Consider the following 17586-nt stretch of genomic DNA (forward strand, 5'->3'; position numbering starts at 1 on the left):
CGGGTACGCGTGTCGGCCGGTGCGTGCCGCGAATTCCGCGGAACCCGCGGCGCCCGGCGACGGTCGGACTAGCATCTGCGCGACCGCCGCCAAAAGGAGCACCGTGACCGACGAACAGACCCGGCCCTACCCGCCGCAGGCGCCCAGCACGCCTGGTCAGCGGGTCGTCGCGGGCCGCTACCTCCTGCTCGGCGAGCTCGGCCGGGGCGGCATGGGCGTCGTGTGGCGGGCGCAGGACCAGGTCATCGGGCGGCAGGTCGCCGTCAAGGAGCTGCGGCTGCCCGACCCCGAGTCCGCCGCCGTCTTCTCCGAACGCGCCCTGCGCGAGGTGCGCACCGGCGGGCGGCTCAACGACCCGGCCATCGTCACCGTCTACGACGTCGTCACCGACGGCGGAACCACCTTCATCGTCATGGAGCTCGTCGAAGCCCCGAGCCTGGCCGACCTCGTCCGGCAGCGCGGCCCGATGCCCGCCGCGCAGGCCGCGCAGCTGGGGGAGCGGGTGCTCGCCGCGCTGCAGGCCGCCCACGCGGCCGGGATCGTGCACCGGGACGTCAAGCCGGCGAACATCCTCGTCGCGCCGGACGGCCGCGTGAAGCTCACCGACTTCGGCATCGCCCACGCCGTCGACGACCCGCGCCTGACGACCAGCGGCATGATCGTCGGCTCGCCCGCCTTCATGGCGCCCGAGCGCGTCGAGGGCCGGGAAGCGATGCCCGCGTCCGACCTGTGGTCCCTCGGCGCGACGCTGTTCTTCGCCGTCGAAGGCTCGATCCCGTTCGAGCGGGCGACCACCGCCGCGACGCTGCACGCGATCATGACCGAGATCCCGTACCTCACCCGCGGCCAGGGCCCGATCGCCGCGGCCATCCTCGGCCTGCTCGTCACCAACCCGGACGCGCGGCTGACCGCCGCCCAGGCCCAGAACCTGCTGACCACGGCGCAGGGCATCCGGCCCACCCCGCCCCACGGCACGGCGATGCTCGGCGCCCCCGCGCCGCAGCCGCCCGCGAAGAAGACCCACCGCGCGCTGTGGCTCACGGCCGCCGCGGTGCTGGTCGTCGCCGCCCTGATCGGTGGCTTCTTCGCCGGCAAGGCGTACGAGACGCCGGCTGCCGACAAGCAGAAGCTGGCGACCATGACCTACGGCGTCGGCGGGCAGCTGCGCGTGGACATCTCCGACTACAACCGCTGCTACAACGGGCCGGTCCAGGACGGCGCGCTCATCAGCCAGAAGGACAACCAGGCCGAGTGCGACAAGGGCCACACGCTCGAGGTCTACGAGATCGGTGACCTGCTGTCGGTCGAGAACTGGAGCTCCGACGGCGCCAAGATCGCGGCCTACCCGGGCCAGCCCGCCCTCACGGCGAGCGCCGAGGCCGCGTGCGCGACCGCGTTCCGGTCGTCGATCGTGCCCGACGCCAAGCGGCCGGACCTCACCTACCGCGCGCTCGTCCCCACCCAGGCGGAGTGGGAAGCCACGCCGACGGAATCCGGCGAGCAGCCCGCGCGCGAGTTCTACTGCGTGCTGGCCCGGGCCGACGGTGGCCCCATCACCGCCCCGATCGTGACCAAGGTCAAGTAGAAGTTCCGCGACGAACGGCCTGCCCCGGGAAATCCTCCGCACTTGACGCTGCCGACCAGGTCGACGCGGTTTTCGTCGGACCGGCGAGGTACCGTCTCCCCATGTCCAACCCACCTACCGCAGCGCCCGGACGGCCGTTCGGGCGCGTGCTCACCGCGATGGCCACCCCGTTCGACGCCGACGGCGCGCTGGACCTGAAGCGGGCGCAGGAGCTGGCCGAGCACCTCGTGGAGCTGGGGAACGACGGCCTCGTGGTCAACGGCACCACCGGCGAGAGCCCGACCACGAGCGACGCGGAGAAGCAGGACCTGATCCGCGCCGTGGTCGAGGCCGTCGGCGACCGCGCGACCGTCGTGGCCGGCGCGGGCACCAACAACACCGCGCACAGCATCGAGCAGGCCAAGCAGGCCGAAGCAGCGGGGGCGCACGGCCTGCTCGTCGTCACCCCGTACTACTCGCGGCCCAGCCAGGCCGGGCTGTACGCGCACTTCACCACGGTCGCCGACAGCACCGGGCTGCCCGTGCTGCTCTACGACATCCCGCCGCGCTCGGTCGTCCCGATCGAGGTCGACACGCTGCTGCGGCTGGCCGAGCACCCCCGGATCGTCGCGGTCAAGGACGCCAAGGGCGACCTCATCGCCGGCTCCGAGGTCATCGCCAACACCCACCTCGCCTACTACTCCGGCGACGACGGCCTGAACCTGCCGTGGATCTCCGTCGGCGGGGTCGGCGTGGTGAGTGTGATCGGTCACGTCGTCGCGGGCCGGATCCGCGCGATGATCGACGCCTACGAGAACGGCGACACCTCCACCGCGCGCACCAACCACCGCGGCATGCTGCCGGTGCTGCGCGCGATGTCCCGGGTCGGCGGGGTCGCGTTCAGCAAGGCGGCGCTGCGGCTGCGCGGCTTCGACATCGGCGACCCGCGGCTCCCGATCGTCGCGCCGACCACCGAACAGACGGCCCTGATCGCCGGTGATCTTGCCCAGGGCGGCGTGCCGCTGGGCGACACGGCGGCCAAGGACTGGCATGGTGAGCGGGTGGCACAAGCAGATTCGCGAGCGGCCTACATCGCGCCGACCTCGCACACCAGCGTTGGGACCCTGCCTCGGTGAGCTCACTTCCCCCAGGTCCAGGCCCCACCAACGCCCCGCCCGCACTGCCCGAGGGAGCCCTGCGCGTCGTCGCGCTGGGCGGCATCGGCGAGGTCGGGCGCAACATGACCGTCTTCGAGTTCGGCGGCCGCCTGCTCATCGTCGACTGCGGGGTGCTCTTCCCCGAAGACGACCAGCCCGGCGTCGACCTGATCCTGCCCGACTTCCGCGCGATCGAGGACCGCCTCGACGACATCGACGGCCTGGTGCTCACCCACGGGCACGAAGACCACATCGGTGCCGTTCCGTTCCTCTTGCGCCTGCGGCCGGACCTGCCGATCTACGGCTCGAAGTTCACCAACGCCCTGCTCGCGGCCAAGGCCAAGGAGCACCGGCAGCGGCCGAACCTGATCCAGGTCCGCGAGGGCGAGCGCCGCGACGTCGGCGCGTTCAACCTCGAGTTCTTCGCGGTCAACCACTCCATCCCGGACGCGCTGGCGGTGGCGATCCGCACGCCGGCGGGCGTGGTGCTGCACACCGGCGACATCAAGCTCGACCAGCTCCCGCTCGACGGGCGCCTCACCGACCTGGCCGGCTTCTCCCGCCTCGGCGACGAGGGCGTCGACCTGTTCTGCGTCGACTCGACCAACGCCGAGGTCCCCGGGTTCGTCATGCCCGAGCGCGACATCGGCCCGGTGCTCGACGACGTCATCCGGCGCGTGGACCAGCGCGTGATCGTGGCGTGCTTCGCCAGCCACGTCCACCGCGTCCAGCAGGTGCTCGACGCCGCCGAGCGGCACGGCCGCCGGATCGCGTTCGTCGGCCGGTCGATGGTCCGGAACATGGGGATCGCGGCCGAGCTCGGCCTGCTGAACGTGCCGGACGGCCTGCTCGTGGACCTCGACCAGGCGAGCAACCTGCCGGAGAGCAAGGTCCTGTTCGTCTCGACGGGTTCGCAGGGAGAGCCGCTCTCGGCGCTGTCGCGGATGGCGCGCGGCGAGCACCGGCAGATCTCCATCCGCGCGGGCGACACGGTCGTGCTGGCCAGCTCGATGATCCCGGGCAACGAGACAGCGGTGTTCGGCGTGGTGAACGGCCTGACCCGGCTCGGCGCGAACGTCGTCCACCAGGGCAACGCGAAGGTCCACGTGTCCGGCCACGCGTCGGCGGGGGAGCTGCTCTACCTGTACAACGCGGTGCGCCCGAGCAACGTGATGCCGGTCCACGGCGAGTGGAAGCACCTGCGCGCGAACGGCGAGCTGGCGATCCGCACGGGTGTCGCGCCGGAGAACGTGGTCATCGCCGAGGACGGCGTGGTCGTGGACCTGGTCGACGGCAAGGCGTCCCGCACCGGCCGCGTCGAGGTGGGGCACGTGTACGTCGACGGCCTTTCGGTCGGCGACGTCGGCGAGTCGACGCTGTCGGACCGGCTGGTCCTCGGCGAGGGCGGGTTCATCTCGATCAGCGTCGCGGTGGACTCCAGCACCGGCCGCGCGGTCAGCAGCCCCACGGTGTCCGGCCGCGGCTTCTCCGACGACCCGAAGGCGCTCGCCGCCGTCGTGCCGCTGGTGGAGATGGAGCTGGCGCGCACGGAGGCCGAGGGCATCACCGACACGCACCGGATCGCGCAGGCGGTCCGCCGCGTGGTGGGCCGCTGGGTGGCCGACACGTACCGCCGCCGCCCGATGATCGTCCCGACGGTCATCCCGGTCTAGACCTGATCCGTCCGTGTGGGCCGCATCGAGGGACTTCCTCGGTGCGGCCCGCACGGTTTGTTAGGCCGTCCGGCGCACGTGTGGGTGGTTCGCTGCGGGATAACCTTGATCCCACCCCGCCTCGCGCAGAGAGGCCGCGCCGATGGGACGTCATTCGGACGGTAGACGACGCAGGCTGCTCGTGCCCGCCCTCGCGACCGGTCTCGTGCTCCTGTTCGGAGCCGCCGCGTGGGCGACGGTGACGACCGTGCGTGCCCGGCCGTCGTGCGAGCAGCCCGCGAAGGTGCTCGTCACCGCGTCGCCGGACATCGCGCCGGCGCTGTCGCTCGTCGCGCGCGGTCTGAACCTGCAGTGCGGCAGCGTCGAAATCCAGACGCGCGAAGCGACGCAGGCGGCCGAGCGGCTCGCCATCTCGGACGGCGGCCCGCGCCCGCAGATCTGGGTGCCGGACTCCACGCTGGCGCTGCGCCGCGCCCGCCAGCTCGGCGCCGCCGACGTCCCCGAAACCGGGGCGTCGGTGGCGAGCTCGCCGGTGGTGCTCGCGGTCGCCGCGGACGTCGTCAAGGGCCTCGGCTGGCCCGAGCGGGTGCCCTCCTGGGCCGACGTGCTGGCCGCGCCCGGAACCGTCCCGGGGATGTCCGACCCGGCCCGTGACGCGGTCGGCACGCTGGCGCTGTTCGGGCTGCGGGACAGCACCCAGGCGGCCCCCGAGCCCTCGGCCGCGTACGTGGCGACGCTGCGGCGCTTCTCGGCCAACACGCTCGGCGCGGAGACGGAGCTGATCGCCCGGCTGCCGGGCTCGAGCGACGGCGGCGGCACGGCCGCGGTGACGGCGTTCCCCGCGTCGGAGAACTCCCTGCTGCGCCACAACGTCGAGGACTCGAAGTCCCCGCTCGTCGCCGTCTACTCGACGGCGGTGCCCACCTTGGACTACCCGTTCGCGCAGCTGGGCGGGATCACCCCGCAGCAGCAGCCGATCGTCGAGGCGCTGCGCGAGGCGGTGCTCGGCGACGCGGGAGCGGACGCGATCGCCCGCACCGGCCTGCGCGCGGCGGGCGGCCAGGCCCTGCGCGACCACCCCGACGACCCGAGGGTGCTGCCGCAGGGCATCCGCGCGGCGAACCTCCCGCCCGCGCCGGAGGTCGACGAGCTGCTCAACCAGTGGGCGGGCGTCAACCTGAGCGCGCGGGTGCAGGTGCTGGTCGACGTGTCGGGCTCGATGAACGCGCAGGTGCCGGGAACGGGCCTGGACCGCATGCAGGTGACGATGCAGGCGGCGGCGAAGGCGATGCACCTGTTCAAACCCGCGACCCAGCTGCGGATGCTGGCGTTCTCGACCCGGTTGGACGGCGACAAGGACTACCGCGAGCTGCTCCCGATGGCCTCGGTCGCCCAGCACCTGGCGAGCGGAGCCCTGGAGAAGCTGGACCAGGTGAAGGCCACCCCGGACGGCGGAACAGGGCTCTACGACAGCGTCCTCGACACGTACCGGACGGCCCGCCGGGAGTGGGAGCCGGGCCGGTTGAACCTGGTGATCGTGATGACGGACGGCCGCAACGAGGACCCGCACGGCATTTCCCGCGAGGAGCTGCTGGGCGAGCTGGCCAAGCTGCAGGACCCCCGCCGCCCGATCCCCCTGATCGGCGTGGGCATCGGCCCGGACGCGGACAAGACAGAACTGGACCAGCTGACGGCGGCGACCGGCGGCCAGGCGTTCGTGGCCCCGGACCCGGCGAAGATCACGGACGTGTTTTTCGGGGCCCTGTCCCGGATCGCCGGCGGATGAGGGCGTAGACGCCGAGGATCACCGCGAGACTGACCAAGCTCAGGTACAGCTGCGCCCGCGCGTCGGCGTCCACGAACAGCATCGATGCCACCACCGCGAGCGTCAGCCCCAGTGTGAGCCAGCTCAGCCACGGGTAGCCCCACATCCGCAGCTTCAGCTTCTCCGGCGCCGAGGCTTCGAGAGAACGTCGCATCCGGAGCTGGGAACCGCAGATGATCGCGTACACGAACAGGGCCACCGCGCCCGCCGAATTGATGATGAAGTAGAAGATCTTGTCCGGGGACACGTAACTCATCACCACCGCCACGTACCCGACCGACGTCGAGGCCAGGATGGCCTTCCACGGCACGCCGCGCCCGTTCGTGTCCGCGATCCACGCCGGGGCCCAGCCGTGGCGCCGCAGGGCGAACAGCATCCGGGATGCCGTGTACAGCCCCGAATTCAGCACCGACAGCGCCGCCGTCAGGACCACCGCCGAGACGATCGTCGACGCCGCCGGGACGCCGAACCGGCCGAAGGCCGCCGCGAACGGGCTCGTCTCGCTCGGGATCTCGCGCCACGGCGTGATCATCACCAGCAGGGCCACCGATCCCACGTAGAACACGATCACGCGCCAGACGATCGTCGAAGTCGCCTTGCGGACCGCCGTCTCCGGCTGGTCGGACTCCGCCGCCGCGATCGTAACGATCTCCGCGCCGAAGTACGAAAAGATCACGATGACCACGCCGTGCACCACCGAAAACGGGCCGTTCGCGACGAAGCCGTCGAGGCCGATGTTGCCCACCGAGAAGTGCGCGTCCGGCCACAGCCCGAGCACGAACAGCGTCCCGAGCAGCAGGAACACCACGATGGTGGCGACCTTGACCGACGCCAGCCAGAACTCCGTCTCGCCGAAGGAGCGCGCCGACGCCAGGTTCGTCGCCGTCAGCAGCAGCATCAGCGCCAGCGAGAACACCCACTGCGGCACGCCCGGGATCCAGCCCTGCAGGATCTTCGCGCCCGCGACCGCCTCGAACGCGACCACGCCGACCCAGAAGTACCAGTACAGCCAGCCGATCGTGAAGCCCGCCCAGCCGCCGAGCGCGTCGCGTGCGTACTCCATGAACGAGCCCAGCGACGGCGCCGCCGTCGCCATCTCGCCGAGCATCCGCATCACCAGCACGACGAGCAGCCCGCCGATGGCGTAGGAGAGAACGGCGGCCGGGCCGACGGTGTGGATCACCGCGCCGCTGCCGATGAACAGGCTCGCGCCGATGATGCCGCCGAGGGCGATCATCCGGACGTGCCGCTGCCGCAGGTCGGGCCGCAGCCCGGACTCGGTCGTCAAGGTGCTTCCTCCCCGGGGGAACGTGGATCGCGGAATTTTCTCACCCACGGACCGCCGGGTGCAGGATTTGCGCAAGCTCAGTGGGTGAGGAGCGCCGAGTTCCGCTGCACGACGTAAGCACCGCCCAGCAGGATCGCCGACCCGAGCAGCTGCGGCCAGGCGAGCTGCTCGCCCAGCAGCAGCCACGCCGCGGCCGTCGTGATCACCGGTTCGACCAGCCCGAGCACGCTCGCCACCGAGGCGGGCAGGTGGCGCAGCGACGAAATGCCGCAGACGTACGCGAGGACCGTCGCGACCAGCACCAGCAGGGTCAGCAGCAGCCACACCGGCGGGTGCCAGGCCCCGAACTCGACCGGCACGCCCAGGAGCCCGGCCGGCCACGTCCACGGCGGCGCGACGAAGCTGATCGCGACCGCGCCGATCACCATGCCCCAGGTGACCAGGCCGAGCGGGTCGATGTCGGCCACCGCGCGTTCGCCGAGCAGGAAGTACCCGGCCGAGCACAGCGCCGCGCCGAAGCCGGCCAGCAGGCCGAGCCCGTCGAGCGTGACGCCCTCCCAGACCTGGGCGACCAGCGCGAGCCCGGCCATGGCCAGCGCGATACCGCCCCAGACCGCCCGCGGCAGCCGGTGCCGCCGCACGAACCGCACCCACAGCGCGATGAGCACCGGCGAGACGAACTCCAGCAGGATGGCGATCCCGACCGGGATCCGCCCGGCGGCGACGAAGTAGAGCAGCTGCACGCCGGCCACGCCGAGCAGGCCGTACCCGGCCAGCACGGGCAGCTCCGCCCGGCGCACCCGCAGCTTCCGCGGCGCCACCAGCGCCACCCCGCCGAGCAGCACGGCACCGGCCAGCGCGATCCGCGCCGCGGCGACCTGTTCCGGGGTGATCCCGGCGGACATCGCTGATTTGCCGAGCGTGCCGGAGGTGCTGAAGAACAGCGCGGCGAGCAGGACGTAGACGGTCCCGCGGCCCCGGTGGGCAACGCGGGGCGGCGCGAGGACGGGGAGTTCAGTGGTCACCGTCGCGACTTTAGATGGCCCCGGGGTCACCACCGAAGCTGTTTTTCCGGTTACCCGGGCCGCGGGGGTGCCGAGTCTGTTTCGTTACTTTCGGGTGGCAACCGGGTCTGCGGGTGGACGTCTTCCGGATGTCGCAAGAAACAGGGGGCCCCGCGGTTGATCCGGCGGGGAATGAGTTTCTTCTTAATTCGCACACCTCTTCGTCGTGCGAAGAATCCTGGAGGGAAAAAAATGTTGCGTGTAATTGCTGCTGCCGCGGGTGCTGCCGCCGGTTTCGTGCTGCTGTCGCCGGTCGTGGCGTCGGCTGCGGAAGTGCCCACGGGAAATGTGGCATCGGTGAATGTTGCCGTGTCGGGAAGTACGGTGACGGTCACCGCCACGTGTGTCGCCAGCGGTGTCCCGGCTGAAGCGCAATACTACGCCCGCTCGGGTGACGCGGTGCTCGGCGGTGGGTTCATGGCGACGAACGGAAACAAGCATTCCATCACGTTCAAGGGCGTGCGGCCGGGGGACTACCGCGCTGAGGTCTATTGCGACACGGCCGACAAGGACTTCGCCGCCGTCAATCGGTTCTTCACCGTCGGCAAGCCCGCGCAGCCCGGCAAGCCCGCCCCGTCGACCCAGCCGGCGGTGAAGCCCGCGCCGCAGGTCGGGGTGAAGCCGCAGGGTGCGCCGCAGACCGGTGGTGGCCCGGCCGAGGACGGGTCCGGCGCCGCGCCGCTCGTCGCGGGTGGTGCGGTCGCCCTGGTGGGTGCGGCCGGTGCCGGTGCGTTGGTGTTGCGCCGTCGGCGCGCCCGCGATTGATCTGGCGTAGAAATTCTATTCGCGCACGTATTCATCGTGCGACAAATTCTGGAGGGGAAAATGCTGGGGAGAATTTCTGCTGCTGTCGGTGTGGCCGCCGGGTTGGCGCTGCTGTCGCCGGTAGTGGCGTCGGCCGCGGAAACGCCCACGGGCACGCCGACGTCGATGAAGGTCGCTGTCTCGGGGAGCACGGTGACCATCACGGGGACGTGCGTTGCCAGCGGTGTTCAGGCCGAAGCGGGTTATGGCGTGCACAATGGGCACGAGCCGCTCGACTGGAATGTCATGAAGGCGGACGGGAAGAGCTACTCCCTCACGTTCAAAGGGGTGCGGCCGGGGAACTACGAAGCCGTGATGTTCTGCCAGGAAGGCGGACCCGGCGACCACCCGGGCGGCATCCGGCCCTTCACCGTCGGGAAGCCCGCCAAACCGGCTCCGTCGACCCGACCGGCCCAGCCGGCGGTGAAGCCCGCGCCGCAGGTCGGGGTGAAGCCGCAGGGTGCGCCGCAGACCGGTGGTGGCCCGGCCGACGACGACTCCGGCGCCACGCCGCTCGTCGCGGGCGGTGCGGTTGCCCTCGTGGGTGCGGCCGGTGCCGGGGCCTGGGTGCTGCGCCGCCGCGCGGCCCGACGCTGAACCGAAGTCCGGGTTTCTTGAGGTGGGGGTCCGGGGGCCCCGCGATTTGTTCAATTCGCGCACGTATTCGGCGTGCGATGAATCCTGGGAGGGGAAAGTCATGCGAAGAATTGCTGCCGCCGTGGGTGTGGCTGCCGGGTTGGCGCTGCTGTCGCCGGTCGCGGCTTCGGCTGCGGAAGCGCGGATGATGGGCGACCCGACATCCATGCTGATCACGGTGTCGGGGAGCACGGTGACCATCACGGCGACGTGCGTCAACAGCGGCGTCAAGGCTGAAGTCGGTATCGGCCTGGCCGACGGGCAGGAGCGGATCGACTACCACGTCATGAAGGCGGACGGGAAAAAGCAGTCCTTCACGTTCAACGGGGTGCGGCCGGGGAGATACCACGCCAACCTGTCCTGCATCGAGCACACGGAAGGCTTCGGCGGACTCTTGCGTGCCTTCACCGTCGGGACGCCCGCCAAGCCCAAGTCCGCGCCGCAGGTGGCGGTGAAGCCGCAGGGTGCGCCGCAGACCGGTGGTGGCCCGGCCGACGACGACTCCGGCGCCACGCCGCTCGTCGCGGGCGGGGCGGTCGCCCTGATGGGTGCAGCCGGTGCTTGGGTGCTGCGCCGCCGCGCGGCCCGGCGCTGAACCGGACGTCCGGGTGCCGCCGTTGCGGCGGCACCCGGGCTCCTCACTCCGCGCGCTTCAGCCCGGTGGCGACGTGCGTGGTGATCGTCGCCAGCCGACGGCCCTGCAGGCGCAGGGCGTCGAGCGCGACATCGTCGGGCGCCGCGGACTTGCGGGAAACGAACGAGCCGCCGTACGGGTTGCCGGATTCCTTCAGATGCGGGTCCGTGTAGCCGAGCGGCACCACGATCGCACCCCAGTGGTAGAAGACGTTGTTGATCGCCAGCAGCGTCGACTCGAGGCCGCCGTGGGCGGTGGACGCCGTCGTGAACGACGTTGCCACCTTGTCCGCCAGCTTTCCCTGTGCCCACAGGCCACCCGTGCTGTCCAAATAGGACTTGAGCTGGGCGGCCGGGCCGCCGAAGCGGGTCGGGCTGCCGACGGCGAGCCCGTCGGCCCACTCGAGGTCGGCGAGGGTGGCGAGCTCGTGGTGCGGGCCCGAGTCCACCCACGCCTGCCAGCGTGGGTTCCGCGCGATGGCCTCGGCGGGCACGGTCTCGGGCACGGTCCGCACCCGCACGTCGGCCCCGGTCTCGCGCGCACCCGCGGCGAGCGATTCGGCCAGGCCGGCGGTGTTCCCGGTCGAGCTGTAGTAGACGACGAGTATCCGTATGCTCACGTCGCCGACTCTAGGGCCGCCCGCGGGGGTGTCTCACAGTACGGACGGCGGCTTCCAGGGGCTGACCGTGTCGGTCGGCCGCGTCGGGTCGTGGAACCTGGGCCGGTCGAGTTCGTCGCGGCGCAGCGGGACGAGGCCGTCGGTGATGGCCTGCATGATCTTCGCGTGCGCGCGCACCCCGGCGCCCGGGCGCTGCGTGTCGATGTCCGACAGGTCGACGGGGTCGCCGAAGTGCACGCGGAACCGCGGCCGGCGCAGCGGCGCGCTCAGCCCGGAGCGGGCCAGCGGGATCAGGTCGGCCGGGCCGTTGACGGTCTCGGTACCCCAGTAGACGGCCTCGTGCGCGCCCCACTGGCTGATCGGGATCACCGGCACGCCCGCCGCCAGCGCCAGCCGCGCCGCGCCGGTCTTGCCGCGCTCCGGCCACAGGCCCGGGTCGTGGCTGATCCGGCCCTCCGGGTAGACGATGATCGGCTCGCGCGTGGTCTTCATCGCCTCGACGGCCTCGGCGAACTGCCCGACGGCGGTCCCGGCGTGCTTGCGGTCGACCCGCAGGTGCCCGCTGACCCGCAGCGCCGGCCCGATCACCGGCGCGTCGAGGATGCCGCCGGCCAGCATGAACCGCGGGTTGATGCCGATCCGCTTGCACGCGGCCATCAGCACGAACGCGTCGAACACGCCGATGTGGTTCGCAGCCATCAGCAGCGGCTTGCCCCGCAGCTGCGCGGGCACCCGGCCGGTGACCGTGAGCCGCCCGACGAGGTTCACCAGCCCGCGGTCGATGTTCAGCATGGTCCGCCAGATGGCGGGCGCCCGGCGAGCGGTGTTGTCGGAGTTCAGCGCGACCATGGGGCAGAGCATGGCAGACGCCGATTTCACCCGTTTGCGCACTGGCCGGATCGGTTCACCTCGCCGGGCAAAGCGCCCCAGGGCCGTCTTGGGGCGCTCGAGCCGGTTCACCCGGATGGCCGCTCCACCCCGGATGTGAGGCAGAAGTTCACCCTGGGCCGAGAGTGGCGCGTGGGACGAACCACCACGGCCGGTTACCGTGAACGGTATGGCTGGGTCGGCGACGAGGAAGAGAAGCACGGGAAGCGGCGCGAAGGGGGCGGCGGCGCGTAAGCCGCGTACACCCGCGAAGGCACGCCCGGCCGCTCGCAAACCCGCGCCACGCGCCCGCCGCAAGACGCCCGGGATCTTCGGCAAGGGCGTCCGCGGCACCTGGAACCTGCTGGCCAAGGGCCTGGGCACGCTGGCCCGCACAGTCGGCCGCACCCGCGAGCTCGAGCCGGAACACCGCCGCGACGGGCTCGCGCTGGGCCTGATCGGCCTGGGCATCGTCGCGGCCGTCGGCGTCTGGTGGCGGGCGGCCGGGCCGATCGGCACCGGGGTGGAGATCGCCACCCGGACCGTCCTCGGCGCCGGGGCCGTCACGCTGCCGCTGGTGCTGGTTGTCGTCGCCGTGGCGCTGATGCGGTCCGAGCCGCACCCGGAGACGCGGCCGCGGATGGTGGTCGGCACGATCATGGTCGTCCTGTCCGTGCTCGGGATGCTGCACATCTTCACCGCGCTGCCCGAGACCAACGACGGCCGGATGTACGCCGGCGGCATCGTCGGCGCCTTCTCCGGCGGCCTGCTCACCATGGGCGTGACCACCTGGGTCGCCGTCCCGCTGCTGATCCTCGCCCTGTTCTTCGGCGTGCTCGTGTTCACCGGCACGCCGGTCCGCGAGATCCCGCACCGGCTGCGCAACTGGGGCCTCGACGAGGAGGAGCTCGCCGAAGCCGAGGCGCAGCGCTCGGGCTTCGCCACCGACGAAGAGAAGGTCACCGACGCCGATCCGAAGGCCGCGCGGCTGCGCAAGCCGTCCCGGCGACGTCAGGCCAGCGACGCCGAGCTCGAGCAGCTCGACATCGACGCGATGCTGGCCGAAGCACCGACGCCGATCAAGCCGCCCAAGCCCAAGCCCGCACCCGAGGCCGTCGAGAAGAAGCCGAAGAAGGCCCCGGAACCGCCGCTCGCGGTCACCCGCACGGTCGAGGGCGACTACCAGCTCCCGCCGCCCGACCTGCTGAAGCTCGGCGACGCGCCGAAGTCCCGCAGCAAGGCCAACGACGCCATGATCGAGGCGATCACCGGCGTGCTGGAGCAGTTCAACGTCGACGCGCAGGTCACCGGCTTCACCCGGGGCCCGACGGTCACCCGCTACGAGGTCGAGCTCGGCCCGGGGGTGAAGGTCGAGAAGATCACCGCGCTGACCAAGAACATCGCCTACGCGGTGGCCACCGACAACGTCCGCCTGCTGGCGCCGATCCCCGGCAAGTCCGCGGTCGGCATCGAGGTGCCGAACTCCGACCGCGAGATGGTCCGCCTGGGAGACGTCCTGCGCGCGCCGACCACGGTCAAGGACAACCACCCGATGGTGATCGGCCTCGGCAAGGACATCGAGGGTCACTTCGTCACCGCGAACCTGACGAAGATGCCGCACCTGCTGGTCGCCGGTTCCACCGGTTCCGGTAAGTCGAGCTTCGTCAACTCGATGCTGGTGTCGCTGCTGGCGCGCTCGACGCCGGACGAGTGCCGGATGATCCTGATCGACCCGAAGATGGTCGAGCTGACGCCGTACGAGGGCATCCCGCACCTGATCACGCCCATCATCACCCAGCCGAAGAAGGCGGCCGCCGCGCTGGCCTGGCTGGTGGAGGAGATGGAGCAGCGCTACCAGGACATGCAGGTCAACAAGGTCCGGCACATCGACGACTACAACAAGAAGGTGCGCTCGGGCGAGATCACCGCGCCGCCGGGCTCGGAGCGCGAATACCGGCCGTACCCGTACATCATGGCGATCGTCGACGAGCTCGCCGACCTGATGATGACCGCCCCGCGCGACGTCGAGGACGCGATCGTCCGGATCACCCAGAAGGCGCGTGCGGCGGGCATCCACCTGGTCCTGGCGACGCAGCGGCCGTCGGTGGACGTCGTCACCGGCCTGATCAAGACCAACGTCCCCTCGCGGCTGGCCTTCGCGACGTCGTCGCTGACCGACTCCCGGGTGATCCTGGACCAGCCGGGCGCGGAGAAGCTGATCGGCATGGGTGACGCGCTGTACCTGCCGATGGGCGCGGGCAAGCCGGTCCGCATCCAGGGCGCGTTCGTCGGCGACGAGGAGATCGCCGCGGTCGTCAACTACGCGAAGGAACAGGCGCAGCCGGAGTACCAGGACGGCGTCACGGCGGCGAAGGCGGGCGAGAAGAAGGAGATCGACCCGGACATCGGCGACGACCTCGACGTCCTGCTGCAGGCGGCGGAGCTGATCGTGACGTCCCAGTTCGGTTCGACGTCGATGCTGCAGCGCAAGCTGCGGGTCGGCTTCGCCAAGGCCGGGCGGCTGATGGACCTGCTGGAGAGCCGCGGCGTGGTGGGCCCGTCGGAGGGCTCGAAGGCGCGAGACGTCCTGATCAAGCCGGAAGAGCTGGAGTCGGTCCTCTTCATGATCCGCGGCGGCGGCCCGGTGGACGCCGACGCCGGGGACGACGACGAGTAACTGAGCCCTGGCCGGTGCTTCGAGCCGTTCTGTGCGGTTTACTGGTACAGATCGGCTTGAAGCATCGCCAGGGAGGTGGTCAGGGTGCTGCAGAGCTTTCGTCTGGGCAACCATCGCTCGTTCCGGGACGAGCAGGAATTGCTCCTCATGCCCGCGCTGCCCGGTGACGAGCGGCCGGCGGTGCCGGTGGCCGCCATCTACGGGGCCAACGCTTCCGGCAAGTCGAACCTGTTCAAGGGGATCACCCTGGTGCGATGGGCCGTGCTGAACAGGCACCTCCCGGATGCCACGAACCGGCACGACATCGTGGCCCTGCAAGATCCGTTCCGGCTCGACCGGCAGTCGCCGGACCGGCCGTCGACCTTCGTGTTCGAGCTGATCGCGGAAGGCACCCAGTACACCTACGGGTTCCTCCTGCGGGGAAGCGAGATCCTGGAGGAGTGGCTTTACGCCTACCCCGAAAAGCGGAAACGAGTCGTCTTCGAACGCGATCGGGGCGCGATCAAATTCGGCAGCACGGTGGCTGATCTCAAAGCCAAGCTCGAGGTTCTGGAAGAACTGATCCGCCCGACCGTCTTGTTCTTGAGCGTGTGCGATCGCCTCGAACTGGGGCCGTTGATGCCGGTCTACCGGTGGTTCGAGGCCGGAGTGCTGGCGAGCGGCTTCGACGGCCCGTCGCCCGACCCGGAGTTCGTGCAGTGGAGGGTCGGCGACTACCTGCTGCGAAATCCGGAGGTGCGGGAGCGGATGATCGCGCTTCTCCGGGTGGCCGACGTCGGGATCGTGGACGTGGTGGTGGACCGCCGCCACTCCGGGCGGTTCGATCTGGAGTTGAAGCTGCTGCACGGGGCGGCCCGCGAGCCGTTCGACTTCGGCGACGAGTCGTCCGGAACACGCAATTGGATCGGTCTGCTTCCGATGGTGCTGAGGGCGCTGGACGGCGGTCTCGTCCTGTTCGTCGACGAGATCGACGCCAGCCTGCATCCGCTCCTGACCGCGAAGCTCGTCGGGCTCTTCCAAGATGCCGAGGTCAACACCAAAGGTGCCCAGCTGGTCTTCACCACGCACGACACCAGCTTGCTCGGCACCATGCTCGGCGAGCAGGTACTCGATCGGGATCAGATCTGGTTCGTCGACCGTGGCGCCGAAGGAGAGAGCCGCCTCTACCCGCTCACCGATTTCAAGCCACGGAAGGACCAGAACACGGAACGGCGCTACCTGGCGGGGAGCTACGGTGCCGTGCCCGTATTGGGTGACTTCACGGAGGCGGTCGGCCACGGATGACGCGGCGAGAGAACAGCGGTCGCCGGCGAACCGCCTTCCGCGAACCGAGGTCGTGTCTGCTCGTCGTGTGTGGGGCGGAGGCGACCGAGCCGGCTTACTTCCAGGGCCTCAAGCAGGCCAGGCGCAACCCAGCGGTGACGATCAAGGTGAAGGCGAAGCCTGCCGATCCCTGCACGGTCGTGCGGCACGCGGCCAGCCTGCGAGATACCGCCGCGCACAGCTATGACGAGGTCTGGTGCGTCGTCGACGTCGACGAGTTCGACGTGGCGAAGGCGGTCGTCACGGCTCGCCGGGCGCGGGTCAACCTGGCGGTCTCGAACCCGTGCTTCGAATACTGGCTCCTGCTCCACTTCGAAGCCTGCGCCGCACCTCTGATCTGCTACTCGGACGTGGCCAAGCGGCTTCGCAAGCACGTGCCCGGGTACGACAAGTCGGCGTTGGACTTCGCGGACTACGCAAGCGGCGTCGAAGCAGCCGTCGAGCGGGCCCTGAAGGCAGGCCACGCCCTGACCACCGAACACGAGCACAATCCCGCGACCGGAGTCTGGGCCCTGGTGAAGAAGGTCCTCTGAGCCGGTGCAACCCCGGCCCGGTTCGTTCCGTCCAGAGCACGTGGACCTACAGCGATTCGTAGCCGGACTGTTCGCCTTCGCCGTCGTCACGGTGGGCGCCGGGAGCTCGGTCGCCTCCGGGCAGCCCGCTGCCGCCGGGCCTGCTCCGGCGCCGCCGTCTACCGTGAGTGTTCCGGCCGGGCACGACGTCACCCTGCGGCTGGGGCAGGAGGCCGCCGTGCAGGGGAAGGACCTCACCGTGCGCTACACCCGGGTCGTCGCCGACTCGCGGTGCCGGCCCGGCATGCAGTGCATCTGGCAGGGGGAGGCGACTCTCGCGTTCCTGCTGAAGGAGCCCGGCCGCGGCGAGAGCACCACGGCCGAGCTCCACAGCGGCCTGCGGACCGGCCCGCAGGCGACGTCGTTCGCCGCCAGCCGGATCGAGCTGATCGACGTGAGCGAGGACGGCGGGGAGGCCACCGTCCGGATCAGCTGAGCGTCAGCCGCCGAACTTGCGGACCGCCTGGTAGTACGTCCAGGCCGCGCCCTTGCAGGCGATGTTGGACCCGCAGACGCTCTTCAGGTCCGTGTACAGGTTGTCGTCGATTCTCAGCCGGTTCGCCTCGGTGAACCGGCCCTGCTTCTTGTAGTTGCGGTAGCCGAAGTCGTGCCGGTGGCAGCCCGGCAGGAACTTCCAGCCGAACGGGTTGTCCGGGGCCCACGAGCAGCCGTCGGACGACCAGTCGAGCTGGCCGTTGTAGGGCGCGGAGTTCCGGATCGTCTCGAAGTTCGCGAGCGAGGTGCTGAAGAGGTACTGGTCGGTGACCGCCGGGATGTCGACGGCGGCCGCGGTGCCGGTGCCCAGCAGGGCTCCCGCGCCGACGGAAACGGCCACCGTCACGGTGGCCCCCAGGTTCCGCAATGTCGTGCGCATCGGTGCTTC

The 17586-nt window shown here is 70.8% G+C and carries 16 protein-coding genes; 11 read left to right on the forward strand and 5 right to left on the reverse strand.

Features of this window, described 5'->3' with window-relative positions:
* The first annotated feature begins 103 nt into the window (after nt 1–103).
* From ACWED2_RS36080 to ACWED2_RS36095, 4 genes are all read left to right on the forward strand, one after another.
* Nucleotides 104–1585: a serine/threonine-protein kinase gene (locus ACWED2_RS36080; protein WP_449694999.1), complete on the forward strand. Its 1482-nt coding sequence runs from the start codon at nt 104–106 to the stop codon at nt 1583–1585.
* 101 nt (nt 1586–1686) lie between these two features.
* On the forward strand, nt 1687–2700 hold the full coding sequence (gene dapA, locus ACWED2_RS36085; protein WP_449695000.1) for a 4-hydroxy-tetrahydrodipicolinate synthase: 1014 nt from the start codon (nt 1687–1689) through the stop codon (nt 2698–2700).
* Entirely contained in the window at nt 2697–4394 is a 1698-nt protein-coding gene (locus tag ACWED2_RS36090; protein ID WP_449695001.1) for a ribonuclease J, read from the forward strand. The genes dapA and ACWED2_RS36090 overlap by 4 nt, the downstream gene beginning before the upstream one ends.
* Before the next feature lie 142 nt (nt 4395–4536).
* A complete protein-coding gene (locus ACWED2_RS36095) occupies nt 4537–6180 on the forward strand; it encodes a VWA domain-containing protein (RefSeq protein WP_449695002.1) in 1644 nt (547 codons plus the stop codon).
* Here ACWED2_RS36095 and ACWED2_RS36100 read toward each other — a convergent pair.
* Together ACWED2_RS36100 and ACWED2_RS36105 are read right to left on the reverse strand one after the other, a co-directional pair.
* Nucleotides 6134–7507, reverse strand: coding sequence for an amino acid permease (locus tag ACWED2_RS36100; protein ID WP_449695003.1), 1374 nt, complete (start codon nt 7505–7507; stop codon nt 6134–6136). The two genes, ACWED2_RS36095 and ACWED2_RS36100, sit on opposite strands and share 47 nt — an antisense overlap.
* A gap of 77 nt (nt 7508–7584) precedes the next feature.
* Complete coding sequence (locus ACWED2_RS36105; protein WP_449695004.1) at nt 7585–8532, reverse strand: EamA family transporter; 948 nt, start codon at nt 8530–8532, stop codon at nt 7585–7587.
* A 171-nt stretch (nt 8533–8703) separates the two neighbouring features.
* Between ACWED2_RS36105 and ACWED2_RS36110 the strand changes: the two genes are divergently transcribed.
* The 3 genes from ACWED2_RS36110 (at nt 8704) to ACWED2_RS36120 (ending at nt 10606) form a co-directional block, all read left to right on the forward strand.
* Nucleotides 8704–9336: a hypothetical protein gene (locus ACWED2_RS36110; protein WP_449695005.1), complete on the forward strand. Its 633-nt coding sequence runs from the start codon at nt 8704–8706 to the stop codon at nt 9334–9336.
* Between the two features lie 36 nt (nt 9337–9372).
* Nucleotides 9373–9972, forward strand: a complete 600-nt coding sequence (locus ACWED2_RS36115) for a hypothetical protein (protein ID WP_449695006.1) — start codon at nt 9373–9375, stop codon at nt 9970–9972.
* Between the two features lie 139 nt (nt 9973–10111).
* Nucleotides 10112–10606 carry a hypothetical protein gene (locus ACWED2_RS36120; protein WP_449695007.1) on the forward strand — a complete coding sequence of 165 codons (495 nt, stop codon included), beginning with the start codon at nt 10112–10114 and terminating at the stop codon, nt 10604–10606.
* A 43-nt stretch (nt 10607–10649) separates the two neighbouring features.
* Here ACWED2_RS36120 and wrbA read toward each other — a convergent pair whose 3' ends face one another.
* Entirely contained in the window at nt 10650–11264 is a 615-nt protein-coding gene (gene wrbA, locus ACWED2_RS36125) for an NAD(P)H:quinone oxidoreductase (RefSeq protein WP_449695008.1), read from the reverse strand.
* Between the two features lie 33 nt (nt 11265–11297).
* Nucleotides 11298–12113, reverse strand: coding sequence for a lysophospholipid acyltransferase family protein (locus tag ACWED2_RS36130; protein WP_449695009.1), 816 nt, complete (start codon nt 12111–12113; stop codon nt 11298–11300).
* A gap of 208 nt (nt 12114–12321) precedes the next feature.
* Between ACWED2_RS36130 and ACWED2_RS36135 the strand changes: the two genes are divergently transcribed.
* The 4 genes from ACWED2_RS36135 to ACWED2_RS36150 all read left to right on the forward strand — a co-directional run bounded on the left by ACWED2_RS36135 (nt 12322) and on the right by ACWED2_RS36150 (nt 17139).
* Nucleotides 12322–14808 (forward strand): DNA translocase FtsK, encoded by a 2487-nt coding sequence (locus tag ACWED2_RS36135; RefSeq protein ID WP_449695010.1) that lies wholly within the window; start codon nt 12322–12324, stop codon nt 14806–14808.
* 84 nt (nt 14809–14892) lie between these two features.
* A complete protein-coding gene (locus ACWED2_RS36140; protein ID WP_449695011.1) occupies nt 14893–16092 on the forward strand; it encodes an AAA family ATPase in 1200 nt (399 codons plus the stop codon).
* Nucleotides 16093–16157: 65 nt separating this feature from the next.
* Complete coding sequence (locus tag ACWED2_RS36145; protein WP_449695012.1) at nt 16158–16664, forward strand: RloB family protein; 507 nt, start codon at nt 16158–16160, stop codon at nt 16662–16664.
* Between the two features lie 40 nt (nt 16665–16704).
* Nucleotides 16705–17139, forward strand: coding sequence for a hypothetical protein (locus ACWED2_RS36150; protein ID WP_449695013.1), 435 nt, complete (start codon nt 16705–16707; stop codon nt 17137–17139).
* A 3-nt stretch (nt 17140–17142) separates the two neighbouring features.
* On the opposite strand, the gene ACWED2_RS36155 is transcribed toward ACWED2_RS36150, so the two are convergent.
* The gene (locus tag ACWED2_RS36155) at nt 17143–17577 is read right to left on the reverse strand and encodes a phospholipase (RefSeq protein WP_449695014.1); all 435 of its coding nucleotides are present in this window, start codon (nt 17575–17577) and stop codon (nt 17143–17145) included.
* Between the last annotated feature and the right edge of the window lie 9 nt (nt 17578–17586).

It is taken from the genome of Amycolatopsis sp. NPDC005003, from assembly GCF_053600695.1.

Coding starts and splice junctions, on each gene's coding strand:
- dapA (WP_449695000.1), top strand. CDS start 1,687: ATGTCCAACCCACCTACCGCAGCGCCCGGACGGCCGTTCGGGCGCGTG.
- ACWED2_RS36095 (WP_449695002.1), top strand. CDS start 4,537: ATGGGACGTCATTCGGACGGTAGACGACGCAGGCTGCTCGTGCCCGCC.
- ACWED2_RS36110 (WP_449695005.1), top strand. CDS start 8,704: ATGAGTTTCTTCTTAATTCGCACACCTCTTCGTCGTGCGAAGAATCCT.
- ACWED2_RS36130 (WP_449695009.1), bottom strand. CDS start 12,113: ATGGTCGCGCTGAACTCCGACAACACCGCTCGCCGGGCGCCCGCCATC.
- ACWED2_RS36135 (WP_449695010.1), top strand. CDS start 12,322: ATGGCTGGGTCGGCGACGAGGAAGAGAAGCACGGGAAGCGGCGCGAAG.
- ACWED2_RS36155 (WP_449695014.1), bottom strand. CDS start 17,577: ATGCGCACGACATTGCGGAACCTGGGGGCCACCGTGACGGTGGCCGTT.